Source organism: Luteimonas sp. TWI662, assembly GCF_039673825.1.
GTDB lineage: Bacteria > Pseudomonadota > Gammaproteobacteria > Xanthomonadales > Xanthomonadaceae > Luteimonas.
On record NZ_JBDJMI010000012.1, the window covers coordinates 44,371 to 69,585 of the forward strand.

The 25,215-nt window shown below is 70.9% G+C and carries 22 protein-coding genes; 4 read left to right on the forward strand and 18 right to left on the reverse strand.

The window, feature by feature from the left end; translation table 11 throughout:
* Window positions 1-41 precede the first annotated feature (41 nt).
* The 7 genes from ABE488_RS10120 to ABE488_RS10150 form a co-directional block, all read right to left on the reverse strand.
* Window positions 42-458: a hotdog fold thioesterase gene (locus ABE488_RS10120; protein WP_346448194.1), complete on the reverse strand. Its 417-nt coding sequence runs from the start codon at window positions 456-458 to the stop codon at window positions 42-44.
* A gap of 140 nt (window positions 459-598) precedes the next feature.
* Entirely contained in the window at window positions 599-760 is a 162-nt protein-coding gene (locus tag ABE488_RS10125) for a hypothetical protein (protein WP_346444820.1), read from the reverse strand.
* A 35-nt stretch (window positions 761-795) separates the two neighbouring features.
* Window positions 796-942 carry a hypothetical protein gene (locus tag ABE488_RS10130; RefSeq protein ID WP_346444822.1) on the reverse strand — a complete coding sequence of 49 codons (147 nt, stop codon included), beginning with the start codon at window positions 940-942 and terminating at the stop codon, window positions 796-798.
* A 289-nt stretch (window positions 943-1,231) separates the two neighbouring features.
* Window positions 1,232-3,178 (reverse strand): phospholipase D family protein, encoded by a 1,947-nt coding sequence (locus tag ABE488_RS10135; protein WP_346448195.1) that lies wholly within the window; start codon window positions 3,176-3,178, stop codon window positions 1,232-1,234.
* Window positions 3,178-3,801 carry a YceI family protein gene (locus ABE488_RS10140; RefSeq protein ID WP_346444826.1) on the reverse strand — a complete coding sequence of 208 codons (624 nt, stop codon included), beginning with the start codon at window positions 3,799-3,801 and terminating at the stop codon, window positions 3,178-3,180. The genes ABE488_RS10135 and ABE488_RS10140 overlap by 1 nt, the downstream gene beginning before the upstream one ends.
* 17 nt (window positions 3,802-3,818) lie before the next feature.
* Window positions 3,819-4,295 (reverse strand): histidine phosphatase family protein, encoded by a 477-nt coding sequence (locus tag ABE488_RS10145; RefSeq protein ID WP_346444828.1) that lies wholly within the window; start codon window positions 4,293-4,295, stop codon window positions 3,819-3,821.
* A 42-nt stretch (window positions 4,296-4,337) separates the two neighbouring features.
* On the reverse strand, window positions 4,338-4,970 hold the full coding sequence (locus ABE488_RS10150; RefSeq protein WP_346448197.1) for a ParA family protein: 633 nt from the start codon (window positions 4,968-4,970) through the stop codon (window positions 4,338-4,340).
* Between the two features lie 175 nt (window positions 4,971-5,145).
* Here ABE488_RS10150 and ABE488_RS10155 point away from each other — a divergent pair, with 175 nt between their 5' ends.
* The 3 genes from ABE488_RS10155 (at window position 5,146) to ABE488_RS10165 (ending at window position 7,645) form a co-directional block, all read left to right on the forward strand.
* Complete coding sequence (locus ABE488_RS10155; protein ID WP_241944957.1) at window positions 5,146-5,532, forward strand: BlaI/MecI/CopY family transcriptional regulator; 387 nt, start codon at window positions 5,146-5,148, stop codon at window positions 5,530-5,532.
* A gap of 2 nt (window positions 5,533-5,534) precedes the next feature.
* A complete protein-coding gene (locus tag ABE488_RS10160) occupies window positions 5,535-7,382 on the forward strand; it encodes a M56 family metallopeptidase (RefSeq protein WP_346448199.1) in 1,848 nt (615 codons plus the stop codon).
* 131 nt (window positions 7,383-7,513) lie between these two features.
* Window positions 7,514-7,645 carry a hypothetical protein gene (locus tag ABE488_RS10165; RefSeq protein ID WP_346444833.1) on the forward strand — a complete coding sequence of 44 codons (132 nt, stop codon included), beginning with the start codon at window positions 7,514-7,516 and terminating at the stop codon, window positions 7,643-7,645.
* Window positions 7,646-7,668: 23 nt separating this feature from the next.
* Here ABE488_RS10165 and ABE488_RS10170 read toward each other — a convergent pair whose 3' ends face one another.
* From ABE488_RS10170 to ABE488_RS10210, 9 genes are all read right to left on the reverse strand, one after another.
* Window positions 7,669-8,736: a hypothetical protein gene (locus ABE488_RS10170; protein WP_346448200.1), complete on the reverse strand. Its 1,068-nt coding sequence runs from the start codon at window positions 8,734-8,736 to the stop codon at window positions 7,669-7,671.
* Between the two features lie 421 nt (window positions 8,737-9,157).
* Window positions 9,158-10,858, reverse strand: coding sequence for a gamma-glutamyltransferase (ggt, locus tag ABE488_RS10175; RefSeq protein ID WP_346444421.1), 1,701 nt, complete (start codon window positions 10,856-10,858; stop codon window positions 9,158-9,160).
* A 67-nt stretch (window positions 10,859-10,925) separates the two neighbouring features.
* Complete coding sequence (locus tag ABE488_RS10180; RefSeq protein ID WP_346444423.1) at window positions 10,926-11,594, reverse strand: epoxyqueuosine reductase QueH; 669 nt, start codon at window positions 11,592-11,594, stop codon at window positions 10,926-10,928.
* A gap of 85 nt (window positions 11,595-11,679) precedes the next feature.
* A complete protein-coding gene (locus ABE488_RS10185; RefSeq protein ID WP_346448202.1) occupies window positions 11,680-15,039 on the reverse strand; it encodes a S41 family peptidase in 3,360 nt (1,119 codons plus the stop codon).
* A 283-nt stretch (window positions 15,040-15,322) separates the two neighbouring features.
* A complete protein-coding gene (gene mmsB, locus ABE488_RS10190) occupies window positions 15,323-16,222 on the reverse strand; it encodes a 3-hydroxyisobutyrate dehydrogenase (RefSeq protein WP_346448249.1) in 900 nt (299 codons plus the stop codon).
* Between the two features lie 43 nt (window positions 16,223-16,265).
* On the reverse strand, window positions 16,266-17,426 hold the full coding sequence (locus ABE488_RS10195) for an enoyl-CoA hydratase/isomerase family protein (RefSeq protein WP_346448204.1): 1,161 nt from the start codon (window positions 17,424-17,426) through the stop codon (window positions 16,266-16,268).
* A complete protein-coding gene (locus ABE488_RS10200; protein WP_346444428.1) occupies window positions 17,423-18,232 on the reverse strand; it encodes an enoyl-CoA hydratase in 810 nt (269 codons plus the stop codon). Before ABE488_RS10200 ends, ABE488_RS10195 begins: the two co-directional genes overlap by 4 nt.
* Window positions 18,229-19,407, reverse strand: a complete 1,179-nt coding sequence (locus ABE488_RS10205; protein ID WP_346448205.1) for an acyl-CoA dehydrogenase family protein — start codon at window positions 19,405-19,407, stop codon at window positions 18,229-18,231. The genes ABE488_RS10200 and ABE488_RS10205 overlap by 4 nt, the downstream gene beginning before the upstream one ends.
* Window positions 19,408-19,409: 2 nt before the next feature.
* Window positions 19,410-20,918 carry a CoA-acylating methylmalonate-semialdehyde dehydrogenase gene (locus tag ABE488_RS10210; RefSeq protein WP_346448207.1) on the reverse strand — a complete coding sequence of 503 codons (1,509 nt, stop codon included), beginning with the start codon at window positions 20,916-20,918 and terminating at the stop codon, window positions 19,410-19,412.
* A 121-nt stretch (window positions 20,919-21,039) separates the two neighbouring features.
* Between ABE488_RS10210 and ABE488_RS10215 the strand changes: the two genes are divergently transcribed.
* A complete protein-coding gene (locus ABE488_RS10215; RefSeq protein ID WP_346448208.1) occupies window positions 21,040-22,395 on the forward strand; it encodes a short-chain fatty acyl-CoA regulator family protein in 1,356 nt (451 codons plus the stop codon).
* Window positions 22,396-22,404: 9 nt separating this feature from the next.
* On the opposite strand, the gene ABE488_RS10220 is transcribed toward ABE488_RS10215, so the two are convergent.
* Both ABE488_RS10220 and ABE488_RS10225 read right to left on the reverse strand, forming a co-directional pair.
* The gene (locus tag ABE488_RS10220) at window positions 22,405-23,118 is read right to left on the reverse strand and encodes a transposase (RefSeq protein WP_346448210.1); all 714 of its coding nucleotides are present in this window, start codon (window positions 23,116-23,118) and stop codon (window positions 22,405-22,407) included.
* A 142-nt stretch (window positions 23,119-23,260) separates the two neighbouring features.
* Window positions 23,261-25,204, reverse strand: coding sequence for a prolyl oligopeptidase family serine peptidase (locus ABE488_RS10225; protein ID WP_346444436.1), 1,944 nt, complete (start codon window positions 25,202-25,204; stop codon window positions 23,261-23,263).
* Window positions 25,205-25,215 lie beyond the last annotated feature (11 nt).

Consider the following 25,215-nt stretch of genomic DNA (forward strand, 5'->3'; position numbering starts at 1 on the left):
CAAACCGGTCCTGGACGCGCCACTGCCGGGCAGGGACGCGCTCACGGCTTGGGGATCACCGCCAGCGTCAGCCGCGAGGCGCAGACCAACCGACCGTCGGCATCTTCGATGCGGATGTCCCAGACCTGCGTGCTGCGACCCACGTGCAGCGCGCGCGCGGTCCCGGTGACGGTGCCGCTGCGCACACCGCGCAGATGGTTGGCGTTGATCTCGATGCCGACGACGCCGCAGCCCTCGGGCGCGGCCAGGCCGCCGGCGGTGCTGCCGATCGTCTCGGCCAGCAGCGCAGATGCGCCGCCGTGCAGCAGCCCGTAGGGCTGGTGGGTCCGCGCATCGACCGGCATGGTCGCACACAGGTAATCGGGGCCGATCTCGGTGAAGACGATGCCGAGCGCGACGATCGCGGTATTGGCCGACAGCGCGTTGAGCTGCTCGACCGTGGTGTCGCTGCGGAACATGCGGCGCGGAACTCCGGGCGGGAACGCGCCAGCTTAGGCCGTTCCTCGACGTGGCGCATGCACCGCTGCGTTGCGGTGCGGCCGGGCGTCAGCGACGGGTCGGCGTCGCGCGGCCTGGACGTCGCGGTCGGTCCGGCGGATCAGGCGAAACGGAACCGCTGCGGCAGCGAACCGGCATCGCGACCGCGGGCTCCGGTACCGCGCCAGCGGCGGGCGGCCTGCGCGCGGCCGATCTGGCGCGGCAATGAAGACATCGGGGCAAGGCGGGCGGCAGCGTCAACGATGGCGAGCATGCGGGTCATGGCGAAGGTCCAGGAGACGAAGGCGGAAGAGCCGGTCAAGCCACGCGGAAGCGGCTGGGCACCGACGACTGGCTGTAGCTGCGCGGCGTGCCGTAACCGCTGCTGCGGCCGTAGCCGATGCCGAACGGACGGACATAGGCAGCGTTGGGGGCGGTGCGGGCGGGGGCGGTCTGGGTCTGCATGGTCGTGCTCCGGTGTGGTTGTGATTCGGTGTGTTGGTAGACTACAACACCACCGTTCGAGAACACCATGTGCCGGACGTCATACTCGGCCCGGCCGCAGCGATTGTTCAGCTTTCGTTTATTCAAGACGGCCATCCGGCACGTCCGCGCCACGAGCAAGGCGCCCTCCAAGCCGGGCGCGGCGCACGTTGCGGACGCACGGGGCATCCCAACGGGATCAGAGCACGCACGTCACGCCCGCGGCCCGCGCAAGACGTCTCCACGGCGGGCGCGCCGTGGCCTGCGTTCGCTACAGGATCGGCACCAGACCCGCCCCGAAGGCCGTCGAGATCCGGGTCAGCAGGCTGCGCCAGCCGAGGTTGACCTCGGGGAAATCGCCGACAGGCGCATAGCAGGCGCGAAAGCCCGGATCGTCGGGCGACAGTGGCGCCGGGCAATCGGGTCCGGGCTGGAACTCGTAGCTGGTCGCATAGCGCGTGGGCCACAGGTCGAACACCGGCAATCGCTCGGAGATCTTCGCCATCGTGTAATCGATGCCGGAGAAGAACGCCGGCTTGTCGCGCCGGGCGATGGTCCACGAGTTCGCCGGCGCGATGTCACGATGGATGCTCGCCGCCAGCCGGCGCGCGAATGCAGGGTCGGCGATGACGATCGCACTTTCGGTATTGAGCGTGTCGCCGCGCGGGTCGAAGTTGTGCGTGCCGACGACGCCGACCCGATCGTCGATCACCATCGATTTGGCATGCAGCCCGACCCGCACCCCGGCGCGGTTGAGCGGCACGCGCCGGTTCACGCCGATGCCGGCGTAGCGCAGCGCCGAGTACTCGCGCGTGAGCGGTGGCGCACTGGCCGGCCTGGCCGCCAGCGCAGCCTCACGTGTCGTCGCCACGCCCTCCGCTCCGCTCCGCTCGATGTTGACGCTGCCATCGGCGTTCCAGGAGATCCCGACCGCGCCGGTCGCTTCCAGGTCGATCGGCGCGTCCTCGGGAAACGGCTTGTACTCGTAGATGTGGAAGCCGAAATCGCGCAGGTGCCGGCGTTTGTACTTGTAGGACAGCGCGTAGGTGATGAACGAGTCGGTCGCCGCCAGGCTGTTGGTCGACACGGTCACCTGCGGCGGATCGGGCCGCTCGCGCAGGTCCGCGAACATGTGCTCGGCCGGCTTGGACAGCACCAGGTACGGGGTTTGCAGCAGCACGTCTTGGTCGGCCGACTCGATCAGCTCGCGCAGCCGCGGCGTGGCGGCGGTCGCGTCCTGCGCGCGCTCGTGGTCGCGCTTGTGCTTGGCCGGCAGGTCGCCGATGAATTCCACCTCGCCCACCTCGAGCGCGGCCGCGGCCAGGCGCTGCTGCACCAGCACCGCGTCGCTGGCGTCGGCCGAGACCGAAGCCACGCGCTCGGGCCGCGCATAGTCCAGGAACGACACATCGGGCACGCCGCCGCGCAGCAGCTGGCGACCGACATCGGTGAGCTGCTCGACCGGCGTGCTCAGCGACGACTGCCAGAACGCCTCGAAGTTCTCGGCCATGTCGGCCACCACCGGGCCGGCGACCAGGACATCGCGATCGCGGAAGTTGAAGCTGTCGTTCCAATCGAAATAGTCGTCCTGGTAATTGCGGCCACCGGTGATGCCGACCAAACCGTCGACCAGCAGCGCTTTGCTGTGCATGCGCTGGTTGAGCCGGCGCCAGCAGCACGCCGCAGCCAGTGCGTAGCGCGGATAACTGATGCGCGCGCGGCCCAGTACCGGGTTGTAGATGCGCAGCTCGAAACCGACATGCGCACCGGCCAGGGCGGTGAGGGTCTCGACGGTGCGCAGCGCCGAGAGCTGATCGACCAGCAGCCGCACGCGCACACCGCGACGGGCGGCGGCCAACAGCTCCTCGAGCACCAGGTGACCCGAATCGTCCTCGTCGAAGATGTAGGTCTGCACATCGAGCGTGCGCTGCGCGCCGCGGATCAGGTCCAGCCGCGCGATCAATGCATCCTGCCCGTACTCGAGCAGCAGCGCGGCATGATGCGGCGCCTCCGGCGCGCTGCGCGCGAATGCGCGCACGCCCAGTTCGCGCAACGGCGACGGGGTTGCGCAGGCGTCGGCGCGCTCGCACACGATCGTGGTGTCGCGCGCCTCGAGCGCGATCTGCGCCGCGCGCTCGCGCTGCGCGGACGTGAGCGTCGTACAGGCGCCGGTGGCCAGCGTCGCCGCCAGCAGCAAGGCACGTCCGATCCAGCGCATCAGTGCGGCTCCACCGCCCGGATCCGCAGTGTGAAGCGGACCTGGTCGGACAGCGCGTAGCCCCAGCGGTCCATCGCGTAACGACTCCGGCGGACATCGCCCTCGCCGACGACGTCGCAGTCCACGGCCGGCCGCGCGCACTCGGCCGGCGCGATCCGGAACGTCTCGCGCTGGGCGATCCCGCGGATGCTCAGCACACCGGTCATCGCGCCCCCCTCGCGGGCGAGCGTCGGCGGATAGGGATCGGAGACGAACCTCACTTCGGGATGGCGTTCGACATCGAAGAAACCGGCACCCCGGGTAATGCGGGTGTAGCTGCGGCTGCCGACGATCTCCACGCCGCCGGTGGGCAGCGTCAAGCGCACCTGATGGTGGCCGTCAGGCAGCAACACGATCTCGCCGTGCCAATCGTCGAACCGGCCTTCGAGCTGCTGGCCCCAGCGCGTGCGCAATTGGAAGCCGATGTCCGAGCGCGCGGTGTCGAGCACCAGCGCGCGGGTCTCGCCGGCCAACGCCGGCACGGCCGCGATCGCCGACAGCCACAGACCGGCCGACAGCAGCCACGGTGCAACCGGCGAAGGCCTGTGACCTGCACACGCAATGCACGCCGGTGTCGTTGACATCGTTCCGAACGTGACGGTCAGGGCCACCAGAACGCCGACAGGTCGGCGACGCCCGGCTCGACCGCGGCGTCGTCGCGCAGGCTCAACACCGCGATGCCGCCTGGCGGCATGCCGCGGTAGTCGCCCGACTGGCCGCTGTGCAGCAACGCCGCAAGCCGTTCGAAGCCCGGGTTGTGGCCAACCAGCAGCAGCCGCCCGACCTCGCGATGGTCGTCGACCAGGCCGGCCAGCGTGCCGGGTGTGGCTTCGTAGATCGCCGGTTCCAGACGCTGATCGACATAGCCGACCACGCCCAGCACCGCTTCGAGCGTCTCGCGCGTGCGCCTGGCCGGCGAGCAGAGCACGCAATCGGGGACCAGCGCCTTGTCGCGCAGCCAGCGCCCAGCCGCCTCGGCCTCGGCCAGACCCTCGGCCGACAGCGGACGGTCGATGTCCGCCTGTCCGGGCAGCGCAGGGTCGGCGTGGGCGTGGCGGAGCAGGATCAGTTCGCGCATGGGCGTGGCGGTCTCGTCGTCGGGTCGGGATCGGGTGCGCGATTACTTCTTCAGCCACTTCAGCAGCGGTGTCCAATCGTCCTGATGCTCGCGCACCTGCGCCGAATGGTAGTCGAACAGGCTGCGGCCCAGCCCCACGAGCATCACGTAGGCCTGGCTGTCGCGCAGTTGCGCGACCACCGGATATGGCCATTGCGCAAGCAGGTCGAGTGCCTGCTGCGACGCGTTGGTCCACGGCCGCAGCCGATTGGCGACCAGGCCCACGCGGGTGTTGCCGCGGCGCACGCGCGGGTGGCGGGCGAGCGAGTTGAGAAAGCCCACTGTCGCATCGATGTCGAGCGCCGACGGCAGCACCGGCACCACGATCGCGTCGGCGGCTTCCAGATAGGCGTCGAGATCGTCGGCCATCGCACCGGCGGTGGCATCGACGATCAGCCGCGTGGTGCCCTCGGGGATTGCCGCCAGGACCTTGCGGTGCCGTGCGCTGCCGTCGATCGGCAGCACCGCGCTGTCGAGGCCGGCGCGGCGCTCGGCCCAGCGAGTGGACGAATGCTGCGGGTCGGCGTCGATCAGCACGGTCGACTCGCCCGCCAGCGCCGCATGCGCGGCGAGATGGGTGGCGATCGTGGTCTTGCCGACGCCGCCCTTGGAACTGGCCACCAGCACGGTCTTCATCGACGTCTTCCGCAGGTCCGGTCGAGGCCAGCGTACACCGGCAAGCGGACGGGCGTGTGTGGAGCCCCGGCCAATCCGCAGGCGCGCAATGTCGGCCCATGCCATCGGTCATGCTTGACGACAGCTGTCGTCACGACTAGCCTGACGACATCTGTAGTCAACAGGGAACACCACCATGGCCAGATCCACGATCGGAGACCAGGAGCTCGCCTTGCTCCAGTCGATCGGACAGCAAGGCGACGCGACGGTCGGCGAGGTCGCCGCCGACTTCGGCGAGGCGCGCGGCCTGGCGCGCTCGACCGTTCTCACGATGATGGAGCGGCTGCGCGCCAAGGGCTATCTGCGGCGCCACCGCGTTGACGGCGTCTATCGCTATGCCGCCACGCGCGGCGAGGACGACGTGGTCCAGGGCGCGGTCGCGGCCTTCGTGGAGAAGACCCTGCAGGGCTCGGTCAGCCCGTTCGTGGCCTTCATGTCCAAGCGCGGCAAGGTCAGCGATGACGAACTGGCCGAACTCGAGGCACTGGTCGCACGCCTGCAATCCGAGCGCGGAGAGGACTGAGCATGGACACCATGATCGCGACACTGCTCGAACGCCTGGCCGCGACCAGCCTGCACACACTGGTGCTCGCCGCCGTGGTCTGGGGGCTGTGCCGCTGGCTGCCGCGGCTGTCCGCCGCCAGCCAGTGCTGGCTGTGGTGGCTGGTGGGCCTGCAGGCCGTGCTGGGCCTGGCCGTCGGCCGGATGGAACTGCCGTGGCTGCCGGCCGCAGCCCCGCCGGCGATGCCGGCGTTGGACCTGCCCGCCAGCGGCGTCGCAATCGTCGCCGTACAGGCACCGCAGGTCGTCGCGCCGCTGTGGCCGATCGCAATCGCGGCGCTGTGGGCCGCCGGTGTCCTGGTGATGGCCGTCGGCACGCTGCGCGGCTGGCGCGAGGCCCGCGCCTTGGTCCGCAGCGCGCGTCCCTGCACCGATGCCTCGCTGACCCAGGCGCTGGCGCTGGCGTGCGAGGCCCACGGCCTGCGCCGCGCGCCGGTGCTGCGGATCTCCGCACAGATTGCCTCGCCTCAACTGGTCGGTGCACTGCGCCCGACATTGCTGCTGCCCGACCAGACCGCGCTCGACAGCGACGAACTGGACATGGCGCTGACGCATGAGCTGGTGCATCTGCGCCGCGGCGACCTGTGGCTGGGCTGGGTCCCGACGCTGGCGCGCCACCTGCTGTTCTTCCATCCCTTGGTGCATCTGGCCGTGCGCGAGTACGGCATCGCCCGCGAGGCCGCCTGCGACGCTGCGGTGGTCGCCGGCGACCATCGCTGCCGACACGGCTACGGCCGCCTGCTGGTGCGCCTGGGCGTCACACCTGGCCGGCCTGCGTGCCTGGCCAGCGCATCGCCCACCTTCCTGAGCCTCAAGCGGAGATTGACCATGCTCCAGACCACGCATTCCTCCTCGCGCCTGGGCGCATCACTGCTGCTGCTCGGCGTCGCCGTCGCTGGCGTGCTGCCATTGCGGCTGGTCGCCGCGCCGGCCGCCTCCGCGGTCCCCCCGGTGCCGGCCGCGGCCGCAACCCCCACGCGCCCCGTGCTGCCGGTGGCACCGGCAGCGCCTGCAACGCCTGCGCGCCCGGCGATCAGCGCAGCAGCGGCCGCCGCGCTCAGCCCGGCGGAGATCGCCGAGATCGCCACCTCGGCGGCGCAGGCGGCCGAAGCCGCACTCAGTTCGGCCGAGATCGCCGAAATCACGGCCGCCGCGACGTCCGAGGCCCTGGCCGCCGCCGCGCCGGCAATCGCGTCATCGGTCGCCTCGGCGACGACGTCCGGCACCCGTCAGGTCCAGATCTCCGGCCGGACGCCCCAGGCCTATGTGCGCACCCGCGGCGGCGCCGATTTCGTCATGAGCGGCTCGACGGACGATTTCGAGGACGCGAGGCGCCAGACCGGCGGCGGCGATGCCCTGTGGCTGCGGCGTGGCAACGACCGCTATCTGATCCGCGACCCCGCCACCCTGCGCCGGTTCGACACGCTGTTCGAGCCCGTCACCCGCCTCGGCCGCGAACAGAGCGAGTTGGGCACGCAGCAAGGCCGCCTGGGTGGGGAGCAAGGCCGGCTCGGCGCCGAACAGGGGGTGCTCGGCCAACGGCAGGCCCGCCTGGCCACCGCCGCCACGCAACGCGCGCTGGCCGGCGACGGTGACGTGCCCGCCAGCGATCAGCGCGACCTGGACGAGATCGCCGCCCGCCAGCGCGACCTCGCCGAACGTCAGCGCGCACTGGGGCAGCAGCAAGCCGAACTGGGCCGTCGCCAGGGTGCGCTCGGGGAACGCCAGGCTGAAGCCAGCCGCCAGATCGAAGCGGCGCTGCCGCGCCTGCTCGATGACGCGCTGGCCGCCGGCAAGGCGCAGCGGTTGTAACAATCCGTCCCGGACGAGAGAGACACCGCCAGCTCGCGGCAGGCCAGCGTCCTCTCGACGCCATCGCCCCCACCCAACCCTCCCCCGCAAGCGAGGGAGGGCCTTGTGCGGCGGCCTGTACGTTTCCCGACGTGGCGGCCGCCGATGCCGATCCGGACTGTCGCGGCGACGACGCAGTCGCCGTCACCGTGCCCGTGCGTCTGACCTACGCGTTCGTGTTCGACGCGCACACCGTGCGCGGGCGTGCGATCAGACGCGACTGACCACGCGCACGCGACGCGATGGATCAGCGCATCGGTTGCCAGTCCGCGGGCGGCGTCGGCGACACGCCTGCCTCCTGCAGCAAACGCTCCACCAGCGCGACCTCGCTGCGGATCGACGGGTCGGCGAGCAGGCGCACGAGTTGCGCGGCGCCGTCGCGCGGCTGCGACCCGGCGATGCGTCCCCATTCGAGCATCTGCCAGTCGAGCGTGCGCTGACGCGACTGCGCATCGCGCCGCTCGGCCGCGGTGGCCGCGGTGCGCGCCAGCAGGTCGAGACCGAGCATGCGACCAAGCTGCGTGTCGGCGGTGTCGGCCATCAGCGTGCCGATATGGCGGCAATCGCGCAGGCGGGCGGCGTCGCCGCGCAGCGCGTCCGGCGTACAGGCCTGCCGCATCGGCGCCAGGCCCGGCGGCGGGAACGCGGCCCACAGGGACATCGCGATCGTCGCCGCGTGCTCGTCGGCGATGTCGTCGCCGGCATCGGCCAATGCGGCGCGTTCGGCCGCAGTCGGCGGGTGGCGCAGCAGTGCGGCCTGGATCCATCGGACCTGCTCGAGCATGCCCAGGTCGAAGCGACGGGCGCCGCGTGCATCGGTCAGCAGGGTGTCGACACGCCCGCCGCGATACAGCAGCGGCGCGAGATTCTCCGGGTCGCTGCCGAGCCAGCGCTGCGCCGCGCGCAGTCGAAGCGGAGCGTCGCCGCCGGCCATCAGCAGTGCGTTGGCGAGCGCGTCGCCACCGGCCGTGTCCGCCGCGCTGCGGCGCCAGGCGTCGGCCTGCGCGTCGACGGGCGCCGCCGCCGACGGCGCGTCGTCGTCATCGCGCAGGGCATCGCCCGCCATCGTGGTCGCCGAGCGCAGCATCGCCGCCAGGGCGAGATCGCGCGGCTGGCCGCGCTCGGCGAGGGCGGCGGCGCTGCGCTGCAGCCAATCGGTCCAGGCGCGCTGTTCGGCCTGCGAGGGGGCCTCGACCTGCGGCGCCTCGTCGAAGCGGGTGTACGGCGCCTGCGCCTGGGCGGCGGGGGCCGCGCACGTCGCGATCAGGACGGCGAGCAGCATGGGGCGCATCGAGGACTTCCGGATGTCGGTCATCGGTGCAGGATACGCGGTGGGGATCGCGGGATGCCCCCACCCGGCGCCTGCGGCGCCGACCTCCCCCGCAAGCGGGGGAGGTGTCGCGATCGCCGGCGCTGCGGCGCGGCCCTCTCTTCCGCGTGCAGGACGGTGCCACGATCTTCGGCATTGCAGCGCCGTGCTCCCTCCCCCGCGTGCGGGGGAGGGTTGGGGTGGGGGCGATCGGCCACGAGGAAACGTCGTTTGGATGTCGGGAAATGCCCCGCCCCCCACGCGCCGCGCTGCGCGCGTCGACCTCGCCCCGCAGGCGGGGGAGGTGGCGCGATCTTCGGTCCTTCGGCACCGCAGCGCTGCGCTCCCTCCCCCGGGGGCGCGCGCGACATTTGTGTGTCGAACACTGCCGCGAGCGGGGGAGGTGACTTGGGGCGTCGACCTTCGCTCAGTAGCCGGCGGCCTGACCGTCCTTGCGCGATTCGCTGGCGCCGATCCAGCCGCCGTGCGGGTTCTTCATGATCGCCTGGTAGCCGCCGTAGGGGCCGTGCGAGAAGCGCACCGAATGGCCCTTCATCATCAGCGCGCGCACGGTTTCGTACGAAAAGCCGCTTTCCAGGTCGAGCTCGCCACCGTCGGTCATCGCGGTGTTCTGCCCGGTCGGTTCGGTCGAGCCGTCGTGCTGGATCCGCGGCGCATCGCCGGCCTCCTGCAGGTTCATGCCGAAGTCGATCATGTTGATCAGGATCTGCACGTGGCCCTGCGGCTGCATCGCACCGCCCATCACGCCGAAGCTCAGCCACGGCTCGCCGTCGCGGGTCGCGAACGCGGGGATGATCGTGTGGAACGGCCGCTTGCCCGGCGCGTAGCCGTTGGGATGCTCGGCCTTGAGCACGAACTGCTCGCCGCGATCCTGCAGGATGAAACCCAGGCCCGGCGGCGCCATGCCGCTGCCCATGCCGCGATAGTTGGACTGGATCAGCGAGACCATCATGCCGTCGGCATCGGCGGTGGTCAGATAGATCGTGTCGCCTTCGTCGAGCTGGCGCGGCGTGCCGGGCTGCACCTCGCGCAGCGCGCGGTCCATCGAGATCAGCTGCCCGCGCTCACGCGCGTAGTCCTTGGAGATCAGCCGTGCGACCGGTGCCGGATGGAACGCCGGATCGGCATACCAGCGGGCGCGATCGGCGAACGCGAGTTTCTTGGCCTCGGTGAACAGGTGCACGTGTTCCGGACTGCCGAAGCCGTAGGACGCGAGGTCGTAGGGTTCGAGCAGGTTGAGGATCTGCAGCGCCGCAATGCCCTGCCCGCTGGGCGGCAGCTCCCAGACATCGACGCCCCGGTAGTTGGTCGACACCGGCTCGACCCAGTTGCCGGTGTGCGCGGCGAGGTCCTCGTACGACAGGAAGCCGTCGTTGGCGGCGAAGTAGTCGCTGATCGTGCGCGCGATCTGCCCCTTGTAGAACGCGTCGCGACCGCCGTCGGCGATCGCCTGCAAGGTATTGGCGAGATTGGGGTTGCGCCAGGTCTCGCCCTTGCGCGGCGCACGGCCATCGATCGTGAACTGCTCGGTGAAGCCGGGCCACCGCGACAGTCGCGGCACCGACCGGCCCCAGTAATAGGCGATGACCTCGTGCACCGGATGGCCCTCGCGCGCGTAGCGGATTGCCGGTGCGAGGTTGTCGGCCATCGCGCGCCGGCCGAAGCGGCCATGCAGCGCGAACCAGCCGTCGACCGCGCCGGGCACGGTGACCGGCAGCGGGCCGTGCGAGGGGATATCGGTGAGGCCACGACGCGCGAACTCGGCCAGGGTCAGCGACTGCGGCGAGCGCCCGGACCCGTCATAGCCATACAGGCGCCGCGTCTTCGGGTCCCAGACGATCGCGAACAGGTCGCCACCGATGCCGTTGCCGGTCGGCTCCATCAACCCCAGCGCAGCGTTGGCCGAGATCGCGGCATCGACCGCCGAGCCGCCCGCACGCATGGTGTCGAGCGCGATCTGGGTCGCCAGCGGGTGCGAGGTCGCGGCCATCGCGTGCGGCGCGAGGACTTCGCTGCGGGTCGCGAACGTCCGCCCGGTGATGCGGTCGGCGGCGGCGGCGGGCAGCGCGATGGCCAGGGCGGCGCAGGCGGCCAGGACAAGGCGCATGGTGGGTCTCCTTCGGGTGATCGGCGACAGTAGCGCATTGCCGGCCCGTCGCGCCGCGCGGCGCGTCTCAATCCTCGGCATCGCCGTAGAACTGGATGCCGATGCGGATGCGCTCGCGGCCCTGCGCCCGACGATGGCGGTTGGTGTCGCGCAACGAGTACACGCAACCGCAGTACTCCTGCTGGTAGAACCGCTCGCGCTTGCTGATGTCGATCATCCGCGACGATCCGCCTCCCTTGCGCCAGTTGTAGTCCCAGTACCTCAGGCCATCGTAGGGCGCGGCGGCACGATGGCCGCAGTCGTTGATCTGCGCCATGTTCTTCCAGCGCGAAATGCCCAGCGAGCTGGTGATCAGGGGAAAGCCGTGCTCGTGGGCATACAGCGCGGTGCGCTCGAAGCGCATGTCGAAGCACATCGTGCAGCGGATGCCGCGCTCGGGTTCATTCTCCATGCCCTTGGCGCGGGCGAACCAGTTGTCGGTGTCGTAGTCGGCGTCGACGAACGGCACGCCGTGCTTCTGCGCGAAGCGGATGTTCTCCTCCTTGCGCAGCAGGTATTCCTTCACCGGATGGATATTGGGGTTGTAGAAGAACACGGTGTAGTCGATGCCCGCCTCGACGAAGGCCTCCATCAGCTCACCCGAGCACGGCGCGCAGCACGAATGCAGCAGCAGGCGGTCGTGCGCGGGGGCGAACCCGTCGGGAAGCGGAAGCGGCTGGCGTTGGGGTGCAGGCATGACGGTGCGGGCGGAGGGCGCTGGAGGGCCATGGTAGCGCCCTCCCGCCGCGTCATCCCGGCAACGCCGGGATGACGTGTTGCCGCTACGGTCCCGACGGCGCGGCGTCGATGGCGGCGGGTTCGCCGTCGTCGAAGCGGCCACGGATCGGGAACGGCTGCGGCTGCGGCCGCGGCACCGGGGCCGCCTCGAGCCGGCGCAGCAGTTCGCTGATGCCGCGATCGAGCTGCGCATCCTCACCGCGCCACGCCGCGTGCGGCAGGTTGTCGACCGCGATGTCCGGATCGACCCCGCGGCCTTCGATCAACCAGCGTCCGTCGCGGTCGAACTGCGCATTCTGCGCCGCGCGCATCACCCCGCGATCGACCAGGCGATTGCTGTCGCTCAGCCACACGCCGGCACCGGCCGTGCGCTGGCCGATCACCGGGCCCAGGCCCAGCGCCTGCACGCCGGCGGAGAAAGTCTCGCCGTCGGAATAGGTCAGCGCATCGGCCAGTACCACCAGGTGGCCGCGGAAGCTCTGCTGCATGTTCCAGTACGGCGCCGACCCCGGCGGCGCCCAGAACGCCCAGGCGCGACGCAGCAACGTGCCCAGGACCCAGCTGTCGATGTTGCCGCCACGATTGCGACGTACGTCGATGACCAGGCCTTCGCGGTCGACGTTGGCGTAGAACTCGCGCGCAAAGGCGGCGATGTCGTTGGCGCCCATCGCGTACAGGTGCAGATAGCCGATGCGGCCGTCGGTCGCCTGCTCGACGTGCTCCCGGCGCGACTGCACCCAGTCGTCGTAGCGCAACTGGGCATCGCGCTCCATCGTCACCGGCACGGCAACGGTGCTGCGTGCGGCCCCGTCGCGGCGGTAGTCGAGCCGCACCTGCTGTCCGGCCTGGTGTTCCAGGCGCAGCGCGACGTCGGGCGGCGTGCGCACCGGTTGGCCATTGATCGCGGTGATCACGTCACCGGCGCGCAGCGCGGTGCCGGGCCGGGCCAGCGGCGCGCGCGCATCGGGCAGCTCGGGATCGCTGCGATAGATATGGCGCAGGCGCACGCCGTCGGCATGGGCCTCGTACACACCGCCGAGCGAGGCCGGCACCGGACGCTCGGGGTCCTGGCGGTACTCGCCACCGCGCACCTGCGAGTGCAGCACGCCCAGTTCGGCCACCATCTGCCGCAACAGGTCGTCGAGTTCGGTGCGCTCGCCCACGCGCGGCAACAGCGGTCGGTACTTGGCGCCGATCGCCACCCAGTCCTGCCCGCGCAGGCCGGGGTCGAACAGGTAGTCGCGTTGCATGCGCCAGGCATCGTCGAACATCTGCGTCCACTCGCGCGTCGGTTCGACCGCCAAGCGCCAGTCGCCGGTCCGGACCTGGTGCGGCTCGAGGTCGTCGGGCAGCTTGTCGGCGACCGGAACCAGGTACATCTCGCCCGGGCCGTCACGCTCGGCCGTGCGGTAGAACAGGGTCTTGCCGTCGGCCGACAGGCCGAACTCGGCGACATGCTCGGCGAAGGTCTCGATGCGCGCCCGCTCGGCGCGATAGGCGATGCTGCACAGCGCCGGCATGGCCTCGGCCTGCGAAGGCTGGTCGAGCACGAACAGGTGTTTCTGGCCGGCAGCCAGCGCGCGATAGTTGCCGGCCTCCACCGGCACCTCGTACAGCCGCGACGCCAGCCCGGCGGTGACGATCCGCGGCAGCGCACCCGCCGCGGCCTCCTTCGCGTCCTCGGCCTTCTCGGCCTCGCGCTCGGGGGTGTCGGCATCGATCGCCGGATCGACGGCGCGCAATTCGGTCGGCGGCTGGAACGCAAAGCGGTTGCCCGGCTGCAGCGCCAGCGCATAGAGGCGGGTGCGCCGGTCGAACATCGGCCCCATGTTGCGGTCGCCCCAGGGCGCCCCCGGGGTCGCGCGGAACTCGCGCTCGGACAGGAAGTACAGCCAGCGGCCGTCGGCGGTGAACGCGGGCGAATGGCTGTTGTAGCGGTCGCTGGTCAGCACGTGGCGCTGTCCGTCGGCCACGGTGTAGAGCACGATCTGCTCACGCTGATAGCTCGTGTCCGGTCGCACCACGGCCAGCGCGCGACTGTCGGGCGCCCAGACGACGCCTTCGTAGGCGCGCACCGGGCTCTGGTCGATCCGGCGGTTCTGCCCACTGCGCAGGTCCAGCAGCCACAGCGCGCCGCTGAAGTCGCTGTGCGCCAGCCAACGGCCATCGGGCGAGGGCGCCAGATCGAAGCGCTGGGTGCGGCCGTCGCGGGTCAGGGCCTCGCCAGGGCCGCTGCCGTCGGCGGGAAAGCGCCAGATCTCATGCTCGCCGGTGGCATCGCCGATCGCGTAGAGCCAGCGCCCATCGGGACTGAGAACCGCATTGCGCGCCCGGCTGCCTTCCGGCAGCGCCGGCTCGATCCGGCGAAGCGCGCCGGTGCCGGCGAGCGCCACGCGCCCGCGTGCGGTCAGCGCGACCCGGCTGCCGTCGGCGGACACGCGCGCACTGTCGAGGAAGGCCAGCGGCCGGTCCAGCCAGCGCGTGCGCCGCGATGCGGTGTCGGTCGCCAGTGTCAGGGCGAGCACACGATCGTCGCCGCTGGCGATGTCGTAGCGGGCGATGTCGGCGCCGCGCTGGTAGACGATGCGGCCGTCGCGCAACTGCGCCCCGCGCACCTCGAAGTCGCGATGCGCGGTGAGCTGCTGCGGATCGCCGCCGTCGGCATCGAAGGACCACAGATTGGGCACGCCGTCGGCATCGCTGGTCACGTACACACGGCCCTGCCACCACATCGGCCGCGACAGCGTGCCGACGTGGTCGGCGGCCAGGCGCACGGCCTCGCGGGCGCCGGGGTCGAAGCGCCACAGCTGGCCGCGAGCGCCACCGCGGTACTCGCGCGCGTTGTCCTGGGTCACGGCCAGGCCGAAACGGATGAAGTACAGCCGCCCCTGATCGTCGTAGGTCGCCTCGCGCGCATCGGCCAGCGGCAATTCGCGCCGAGCCAGCGTATCGGGATGCACCGCATGCAGCGTCCACGACCAGGTCGGCCCCACCCGCTGGTCGGTCGCATAGAGCACCTCGCCCTGCGGGGTCCAGCCCTGCACCAGCACGCGCCCGCCTTCGAAGCTCAGACGTTTGGGCACGCCACCTGCCAGCGGCATCACATAGGCCTCGGTGGCGCCGTCGTAGTCGGCCGCATAGGCCAACCGGGTGCCGTCGGCGGAGATCGAGGGCTGGGTCTCGTTGGCCGGATGGCTGGTCAGGCGCCGGGCCTGGCCACCGTCGACGCCCGCCAGCCACAGGTCGCCTTCGGAGGCGAACACCAGCTGCGCGCCATGAAGCGCGGGATCGCGGTAATAGCCGGTCACCGCGGATGCAGGTCCGCACAGCAGCAGGCCGAGCAACGGCAACAAGCACGAAAACCGCAGGCGCAGGGCCCGCGCGCGAAGCAACGGTGATGACATGCGATCGTCCCCAGACAGACGCGTCGCCACCCGGGCGACTCAGCCCCCGAGCATAAGCAGCGGGCGAACGTCGCACAGGCGCCGGAAGTCATGCGCGAGCCTGCGCCCATGTGCCCGCTGTCGCATTCTCAGGCAGGCATGCGGGATCGCCGCGCCTCCGCCAGCTCGCCAGACATGGCGCGCCCGACGCCGGCCGATCGCGTGTGCGTGCCCACGCCACGCGGCGCCACGTGCGGCGCCCCTGCGCCGTCGTCCGCCCGGCGATGCCGGGCGGATGTCCAGATCAGCGTCGCTGCAGCAGCGTCACCACGCTGGAGAAATCCAGCCCGCCGTTGCCGGCCTGGCTGTTCATCGCGTACAGGTTGCGTGCCAGCTCGCCCAGCGGCACCGCCGCGCCCGTGCCCATCGCGGCCTCCGCGGCCAGCCCCAGGTCCTTGAGCATCAGGTCGTTGCCGAAGCCGCCGGTGTAGCCGCGCGATGCCGGTGCGTTTTCGAGCACGCCCGGCCACGGATTGCAGACCTCGGTCGCCCAACTGCGGCTGGTGCTCACCGCCATCATCTGCGACAGCACCTTGGGGTCCAGGCCATGCGCGGCGCCGAGGGCGATCGCCTCGCCGGTCGCGGCCATGATCACGCCCAGCGCCATGTTGTTGCACAGCTTGGCGACCTGGCCGGCGCCGGCCTCGCCCATGTGGAAGATGTTCTTGCCCATCGCCTCGAGCACCGGCCGGGCGCGGTCGAGCGCATCCGCGCTGCCGCCGACGATGAAGGTCAGCGTGCCGGCCTGGGCGCCCGCGGTGCCGCCGGAGACCGGGGCGTCGATCATCTGCAGGCCACGCGCCTTCGCCGCAGCGGCGACCTTCTGTGCCGAAGCGGGCGCGATCGTGCTGCAGTCGATCACCAGCGCGCCGTCGGGCAGCGTCGCCATCAGGCCGTCGTCGCCCAGGTACAGGCCTTCGACGTGGCGGCTGGCCGGCAACATCGAGATCACCACCGCCGCATCGTTGACCGCATCGGCCGCGCTGGCAGCGGCGCTCGCGCCCGCCTGCACGACCGGGGCGAGCGCGTCTGCATTGAGGTCGAAGGCGCGCACGGCGTGGCCGGCCTTGGCGAGGTTGGCGGCCATCGGCCCGCCCATGTTGCCCAGTCCGATGAAGGCGATGCGAGTCATGTGGTTCTCCAGGTGACGATGCGGATGGGGCGTGCGGTCCTCGACGGCCGACAGGTCATGCGGCGCGCGGCGAGGCCAGGTCGGCGAGTGGATGCACACCACCCGGCCAGTCGGGTTCGACGAGGAACGTCTGCGCCCAGGCCGGTGTCGTGGCAGCCAGCGTGGCCGGCTCCCAGTGCGGGGTGCGGTCTTTGTCGATCAGCAGCGCGCGAATGCCTTCGGCGAAATCGCCATGCGCAGCGCAGTGCAGCGCGGCGACGTACTCCATGCGGAAGACGTCGGCCAGCGACAGGTCGGCCGCGCGGCGCTGCAGCTCGAACCCCAGCCGCGCCGATCCCGGCGAACCGGCGGCGAGCGTCTTCTGCGCCGCGCCGAGCCAGGCGTCTTCGCCGGCATCGAGTGCGGCGATCGCCTCGACGATGTCCTCCAGCCGCGCGTGCGCACAGATCGCGGCCACCGTCTGCGCATGCCGCTGCAGCGAGCCGGGCTCGGCCGACACGGCGAAGCGCTGCAGCAGCGTGTCCAGGCGCGCGTGGTTGTCGCGGTCCTCGCGCGCCCAGGTCTCGGCGGCGAGCGCGTCGAACACCGTCTCGCGATCGGCCTCCGCCAGTTGCACGTCGGCCAACTGCGCGTGGATCGCATCGCCCGGTCCCAGCACCGCACCGGTCAGCGCAAGGAACAGGCCGGCGCGATCGGGCACGCGGGCGAGCAGCCAACTGCCGCCCACGTCCGGGAACAGACCGACGGTGATTTCCGGGAACGCCAGCTTCGAGCGCTCGGTCACCACGCGGTGGCTGGCGCCGGCCATCAGCCCGATGCCGCCGCCCATGACGATGCCATGGCCCCAGCAGAGCACCGGCTTGGGGTAGGTGTGGATGCGGTGGTCGAGGCGGTACTCGACCTCGAAGAACTCGGCGGCGTAGGCGTTGTCGCGCACGTCGGTGGCGCCCGCCGCGCGATACGCGGTCATGCTCTCGTACAGCGCATGCAGGTCGCCACCGGCGCAGAACGCTTTCTCGCCCGCGCCCTGCAGCACGACCAGGGCGATCGCCTCGTCCTGCGCCCAGGCCACCAGTTGCGCATCGAGCAGCCGCGCCATCTCCAGCGACAGGCCGTTGAGGGTCTTGGACCGGTTGAGCGTGGCGATGCCCACGCGACGGCCGCCGACGGCGGCGCGCTCCTCGAACAGCACCGCGGCAGGATCGGCCGCACTCATGCGTTGGTCCACACGGGGCTGCGCTTTTCCAGGAACGCGGCGACGCCTTCCTTCTGGTCGGCGGTGTCGAACAGGTCGACGAACCGCTCGCGCTCGGCGATCAGCCCGGCGACCGCCGGCTGGCTGCGCGTGGTCTGCACCAGCCGCTTGCAGGCCGCGACACTGGTCGGCGACTGCTTGGCGGCCTTGGCCGCCCAGTCCAGCGCGCGCGCCTTCGCCTCACCGCGCTCCACGACCTCCTCGACCACGCCGATGCGCAGCGCGGTCGCCGCGTCGATGCGCTCGCCGAGCAGGATCATGCGCTTGGCCCAGCCCTCGCCGGCCAGGCGGGTGAGGTTCTGGGTGCCGCCCGCGCACGGCAGCAGACCCACGGTCGCCTCGGGCAGCGCCAGCTGCGCCTGCGCCTCGGCGATGCGCAGGTCGCAGGCCAGCGCGCATTCGAGCCCGCCGCCCATCGCATAGCCGTTGATCGCGGCGATCGACACACCGCGGAATGCGCTCAGCGCCTCGAAAGCCTCGCCGAAGCGGCGCGCGGCCTCGCGCGCGGCGGCCTTGTCGCCGGAGGCGAACTGCTTGAGATCGGCGCCGGCCGAGAAGAACTTCTCGCCCTCGCCGGTGATCACCAGCGCATAGATGTCGCGATCGCCGTCGAGCGCGACGACCAGGTCGCGCAGCGCGGCCAGGCTGTGCACGGTCCAGGTGTTGGCCGGCGGATTGCGCAGCGTGACGATCGCGGTGTGGCCGTCGATCGCAAGCCCCAGCCCGGTCCAGTCGCGCGTGCGGTAGTCGTGGGCAGTGTGGCTCATCGCAGGTCCTCCTCGGTGTTGAGCAGATGGCGCGCGACGATCACGCGCATGATCTCGTTGGTGCCTTCCAGGATCTGGTGCACGCGGCTGTCGCGCAACAGCCGTTCGACCGGGTATTCGCGGATGTAGCCGTAGCCGCCGTGCAACTGCAGCGCATCGTTGCACACGGCAAAGCCGGCATCGGTCGCGAAACGCTTGGCCATCGCACACCACACCGTGGCATCGGCGCTGCCGGCATCGAGCTTGCGCGCGGCGGTGTGCACCATCTGCCGGGCGGCGACCAACTGCGTGGCCATGTCGGCGAGCTTGAACTGCAGCGCCTGGAACTCGCCGATCGCCTTGCCGAACTGCTTGCGCTCGCGCAGATACCCGCGCGCGGCGTCGAGCGCACCCTGGGCGGCGCCCAGCGAGCAGGCCGCGATGTTGATGCGGCCGCCGTCCAGGCCCTTCATCGCGATCTTGAAGCCCTCGCCTTCCGCGCCGAGCAGATGGTCGGCCGGCACGCGCACACCGGTGAAGCTGATCGTGCGGGTGGGCTGGCTGTTCCAGCCCATCTTCTCTTCCTTCTTGCCGTACGCGATGCCCGGCAGGTCGGCCGGCACCGCGAACGCGCTGATCCCGCGCGCGCCCTCGCCACCGGTGCGGGCCATCACGATCAACATATCGGTGGCACCGGCGCCGGAGATGAAGGCCTTGCTGCCATCGATGACGTAGTCGTCGCCATCGCGCACCGCGCGGGTCTTGAGCGAGGCGGCATCGGAGCCCGCGCCGGGCTCGGTCAGGCAGTAGGAGCCGAGCTTGTCGCCGCTGGCCATCGCCGCGGCCCATTCGCCGCGCACCCGCGCCCCGGCCCAGGATGCGAGCATCCAGGCCGCCATGTTGTGGATGCTGATGTAGGCCGCGGTCGAGGGGTCGGCCGCCGAGAGCTCCTCGAAGATCAGCGCCGCATCCAGCCGCGACAGGCCGATGCCGCCCGCGTCCTCGGGCGTGTAGATGCCGCAGAAGCCGAGCGCACCGGCACCGGCGATCACCTCGCGCGGAAAGATGCCCTCCGCATCCCAGTGCGCGGCCTGCGGCGCGAGCTGCGCGGCGGCGAAATCGCGCGCGGCCTCGCGGAACGCAGCCTGCTCTTCGGTCAGGCCGAAATCGGCGCCGGCGGTGGTGGTGGCCGTCATCATCACTTCAGGCTGATCGTGGTGTTGACGCCGTGGCTCAGCGTCTCGTCGTCGAACCAGCGCGCGGTCACCGTTTTGGTCTGGGTGTAGAACGTCACCACCTGCTTGCCGTACGGACCGAGGTCGCCGAGCTTGGACGCGCGCGAGCCGGTGAACGAGAACAGCGGCACCGGCACCGGAATCGGCACGTTGATGCCGACCTGGCCGACATCGATCTCCTCCTGGAACTTGCGCGCGGCCGCACCGGACTGGGTGAACACCGCGACGCCGTTGCCGTTGGGATTGGCGTTGACGAGCGCGATCGCCTCGTCCAGCGACTCGGCCGCCAGGATCACCAGCACCGGCCCGAAGATCTCTTCGTCGTAGATGCGCATGCCGGGCTTGACCCCGGAGAAGATCGTCGGGCCGACGAAATTGCCCTTGGCGTAGTCGCCGCCCAACTGGGGATTGCGGCCATCGAGCTCCAGCGTCGCGCCCTCCTCGATCCCCGAAGCGATCAGCGCTTCGATCCGCTCGCGCGCCGCGCAGGAAATGACCGGACCGACATCGGTGCCGGCCTCGGTGCCGCCGCCGACCTTCAGCGTCTTGGCCTTGGCGACCAGATCGGGAATCCAGGCCTGCGCCTCGCCGACCAGCACCGCGGTACTGGCGGCCATGCAGCGCTGGCCGGCCGCGCCGAAGGCGGCGCCGGCCATCGCGTTGAGGGTCTGCTCCTTGTTCGCGTCGGGCAGCAGGATCGCGTGGTTCTTCGCGCCCATCATGCATTGCACGCGCTTGCCGGCGAGCGAGGCGCGGTTGTAGACGTGGGTGCCGACCTTGGTCGAGCCGACGAACGAGACCGCCTTGATGTCGACGTGGTCGCAGATCGCGTTGACCACGTCCGGGCCGCCATGCACGACGTTGAGCACGCCCTTGGGAATGCCGGCCTCGAGCGCGAGCTCGACCAGGCGCATCGTCACCAGCGGGTCCTGCTCGGAGGGCTTGAGCACGAAGGTGTTGCCGGTGGCGATCGCCATCGGGAACATCCACAGCGGGATCATCGCCGGGAAGTTGAACGGGGTGATGCCGGCGCACACGCCCAACGGCTGCAGCAACGTATAGGTGTCCACGCCATTGGCGACGTTGTTGGCCAGTTCGCCCAGCTGCAGGTTGCCGATCGCCGCGGCGTGCTCGACCACCTCCAGGCCGCGGAACACATCGCCCTCGGCGTCGGGCAGGGTCTTGCCCTGCTCGCTGGTCAGGATCGCGGCCAGCTCGCTCATGTGCTCGCGGATCAGCTGCTGGTACTTGAGGAAGATCCGCGCACGCGTGCCGATCGGGGTCTTGCGCCAGGTCTTGAACGCCTTCTGCGCGGCGGCGACGGCCGCGTCGACCTCGGCCGTGGTCGCGAACGGCACCCGCGCCAGCACCGCCTGCGTGGCCGGGTTGACCACATCGCGCCATTCGCGGGTCTGGGACTGGACGAACTCGCCGTCGATCAGCAGCGGGACGGAGTGCGGGGCATTCGACATGGGGCAGGCCTGCGGGCGGGACGGGATTCGCATTATTCGCAGGATCGCATCGCCCGGCGCCCGTTCACGCCCGCGTATCGTGCGAACATCGCGCACATTCCTGCGAAGGTTGCGAATCGTCATGTCCCGCCCCAAGCGCTTCGTCGGTGCCCGGCTGCGACGCCTGCGCCAGCAACACGGCCTGGCCCAGGCTGCGCTGGCGCAGGCACTGGCCCTGTCGCCGAGCTACCTCAACCAGATCGAACGCGACCAACGCCCGCTGACCCCGGCAGTGCAGGCGCGGCTGGAGGCCCTGCTCGGCCCGCAGCCGGCCTTGTTCGACGGCGCCGGTCCGGCCGCACTGGTCGGCGAACTGCGCGAGGCGCTGGCCGACCTGGGCGAGACCACCGCGACGCCCGACGAGCTCGAGACACTGGCCGGCGACCTGCCCGGCATCGCCCGCCTGCTGCTGGACCTGCACCGGCGCCAGCGCGCAATCCGCGAGCGCGCCGACGTCCTGGCCGCGCACCTGGGCGAGGTCGAACTCGCCGGGCCCGACGGCGACCCGGTGCGCGACTACTTCAACCGGCGCCGCAACCACGTCGCCGAGCTCGACGACATCGCCGAAGCGGCGTTCGGCGCGCACGGGCTGGTCGCCGGACAGGTCGCGCCACGGCTACGCCAGCGGCTGCGCGAGGCCCACGGCATTGTCGTGGCGCTGGACGACCGGATGGACGACAAGCGCCGCTTCGATCCGGACACCCGCACCCTGTGGTTGCCCGATTGGCTGCAGCCCGGACAGCAGGCCTTCCAGATGGCCGCTGAACTGGCGCTGCGCGAGCACGGCGCACTGATCGACACCCTGGTCGCCCAGGCCGGCTTCGCCGATCCCGAGCGCGCGGCGCAGGCCCGTATCGGCCTGTCGAACTACTACGCCGGGGCGCTGGTGATGCCCTACGGCGCGTTTCTCGATGCCGCCCAGGCCGAGCGCTACGACATCGACCGCCTCGCCCACCGCTTCGGCGTCGGCTTCGAAGCCGTCTGCCACCGGTTGAGCACCCTCGCACGACCCGGGCGTCCAGGCCTGCCCTTCTTCTTCGTGCGCGTCGACCGCGCCGGCAACGTCTCCAAGCGCCACTCGGCCACCGACTTCCACTTCTCGCACGTCGGCGGCGCCTGCCCGCTGTGGATCGTCTACGAGGCCTTCAACCAGCCCGGCCGCATCCTGACCCAGGTCGCCCGCATGCCCGACGGCCGCCGCCACTTCTGGCTGGCCCGCCAGGTCGAGAGCGGGCCGACCGGCCACGGCCGGCAGCGCAAGACGTTTGCCGTGAGCCTGGGCTGCGACCTGCGCCACGCCGACCGCCTGACCTACTCGCGCGGCCTCGACCTCGACGACCTCGCCACCGCCACCCCGATCGGACCGGGCTGCAAGGTCTGCGAACGCACCGACTGCGTCCAACGCGCCTTCCCGCCCCTGCGCCTGCCCGCCCTCTGAAAACCGGGGTCAGCGTGCATTTTCCGCCGCCCGGCCTGCACGCCCGCACGGCGGCCGCCCCCGCCTGACCGGCCCCGCCGGCCGCCCGAGTCGGGCCTCCAGTGCCTGCCGCGCGTGCTCGGAGCCGTACAGGTGCTGCCGCTGCAGATGCGCGGCAATGGCTTCGGTCTCGTTCGAATCGACGGCCTCCGCGACCAGCGCGCGCCACGCCTGGTGACGCAGCGCCGGGCTCGACGCCAAGCCTTGCCAGGCCGGATGCGGACTGAGCAGCGGATCGTCCACGGCGCCGATGTTGCCGCGATGACTGGACCACGGATATTCGGCTGCCTCGTCGACCATGCGCGCGCGCAGCGGATTGCGTTCGATGTAGCGCAGGCAACGCAGCAGGTACGCCTCGCCGATCACCGGGCAGGCCTTGTAGCGACCTTCCCACAGCGTGCCGATGCGACCGTGACGCGCGTTGATCCAGCGCACGTAGCGCCGGCCGAGCGACTGCATCATGCGTGCGATCTGTCCCGCGGCGGCCGGCGTCGCCAGCAGATGCACGTGGTTGCTCATCAGCACGTAGGCGTGGATGGCGCAGCCGTGCTGTCGCGCGGTTTCACGCAGATCCTGCAGGTAGCCCAGGCGATCGGTGTCGTCGAAGAAGCAGGACTGGCGGTCGTTGCCGCGCTGGATGATGTGCTGGGCCACATCGGGCAGGTCGATCCGGGGGCATCGCATGCTCGCATCCTTGCGGTGGCGTGCGAGCGACGATGCCCGTGCGACGGGAGCGACGCCATCGGGGCGTCGCTCGCCGTCATGTGGGGAAATTGCACGCTGACACCGGTTCTGGTGCGGGGGAACTGCACTCTGACCCCGGTTTTTAGTCGTCGAGGAGGGTGTCCTGCCAGAAGGTGACACCGGCCCAGAAGATGTAGTCGCGGTTTTCGCGCTTGTGGAAGCCGTGGCCTTCGTTGCGCGCGAGCACGTGCCAGGCGCGGCCGCCGTTGGCGCGCACGGCGGCGACGATCTGTTCGGCCTCCGATGGCGGCACGCGCGGGTCGTTGCCGCCGGTGGCGACCATCAGCGGCACGCGGATGCGATCGACGTTGCGCAGCGGCGAGATCTCGGCGAGCTTGGCGCGCTGTTCGGCAATGCGTTCATCGCCGTACTCGACCCGCCGCAGGTCCTGGCGATAGGACTGGGTGTTCTCCAGGAACGTCACGAAATCGGAGATCGCCACCGCACAGCTGGCCGCGCGCAGGCGGTCGCTGTAATGCACTGCCGAGGCGTAGCACATGTAACCGCCGTAGGAGAAGCCGTAGACCGCGAAGCGCGTCGAATCCAGCGCCGCGTCCTGCTCGAGCGCATCGAGGAACGCGCCGATGTCGCGCACCGAGTCCTCGCGCTTCCACGGCCCGTTGTCGAGGTCGAGAAACCGCCGCCCATAGCCGGACGAGCCGCGCACGTTGGGCAGGAAGATCGCGATGCCCAGCTCATTGACCAGGTAGTTGTCGGTGCCGAGGAACCCCGGTCGGCTCTGGCCCTCGGGCCCGCCGTGGATGTCGATGATCAACGGCCGCTTGCCGGGGAACTTCGCCGGGTCGGGGCGATACAGGAAGCCCGACATCGCCTCGCCGTCGAAGCTGCGGATCTCGACCCGCTCCGGCGCCCGGTTGCGCGCCAGATCCAGCCCGCCCGCCTCGCTGCGGGTCCAGCGCCTGACCGCGAGCGTGTCGGGATCGACCGAGAACGCATCGCCCGGCACATCGAAGGCCGACAGACTCAGGCCGATCTCACCCCAGGGCGCGATCTGCAGCAGGTGCCCGAAGCTCCAGTGCAGCACGCCGTCGGGCAGACCGTCGACGTTGCGGACTTGTCCGTTCGCCGGATCGAGCACGCGCAGCCGCGACACGCCCGCATCGTTGATTGCATAGACGACGAAGCGCTCATCGTCGGCGACCGCGTAATCGGTCACATCCCATGGCGTTTCCGGGCTCAATGCCGTGAACGCGCCGCTGCGGCGATCGAGCTTGCCCAGACGCACCACGTCCGCATCGCGATTGGACAGCGTCCAGATGTTGCCATCGGCCGCGTAGCGCGCGTCGGCGTAGGACGCGGGCTGCGCCGGATCGGTGAGCGGGGTCATCCGGCCGCTGCGCAGGTCGATCTCGGCGACCACCGCCTGGTTGATCGACAGTCGGTTGATCGCCAGGGCGTTGCGGCCATCGGCGGAGAAGTCGCTGATGTTCCAGCCGCCGCCGGTGACCGTCGCCACCCGGCGATCGGTCGACGGGTCGCGCGGATCGATCACATACAGATCGGCGTCGGTGCCGTTGCGGCGGGTCGACGAATAGCCCACCCAGCGCCCGTCCCGGCTCCAGGCGCCGAACGCGTTGCGGCTCTTGCCGTCGGTGAGCAGCGTCAGCCGGCCTTCGTCGAGCCGGTAGAGCTGGAAGAACTCGTCGCCGCCGACGTCCTTCTGCACCACCAGTGCCGGCGCGCCGGCCGGTGCATGGGTGGCGAACGGGGTCGGCTCGGCCTCGAAGCTGATCTGCCGGCGTGCGCCGTCGGGCTGGGCGACCTCGAACAACTGGTCGGTGCTGCCGAAGCGGGTCTTGATCAGCATCGAGCGATCGGCCCGGTTCCAGCCCAGGAACTGCGCGCTGCGGAACTCCAGGTAGGGGCGTGTACGCGTCGCGGTGTCGTCGGGAATCTCGGGGACGCCGTCGGCCAGGACCGCCGGGGGCACGGCGACGGTCGCGGATGCGACCGTCGCTGCCACCAGCAATGCGAGACCCAAGAGCGCCTGGTGTGCGGTCTTCATGGATGTCATAC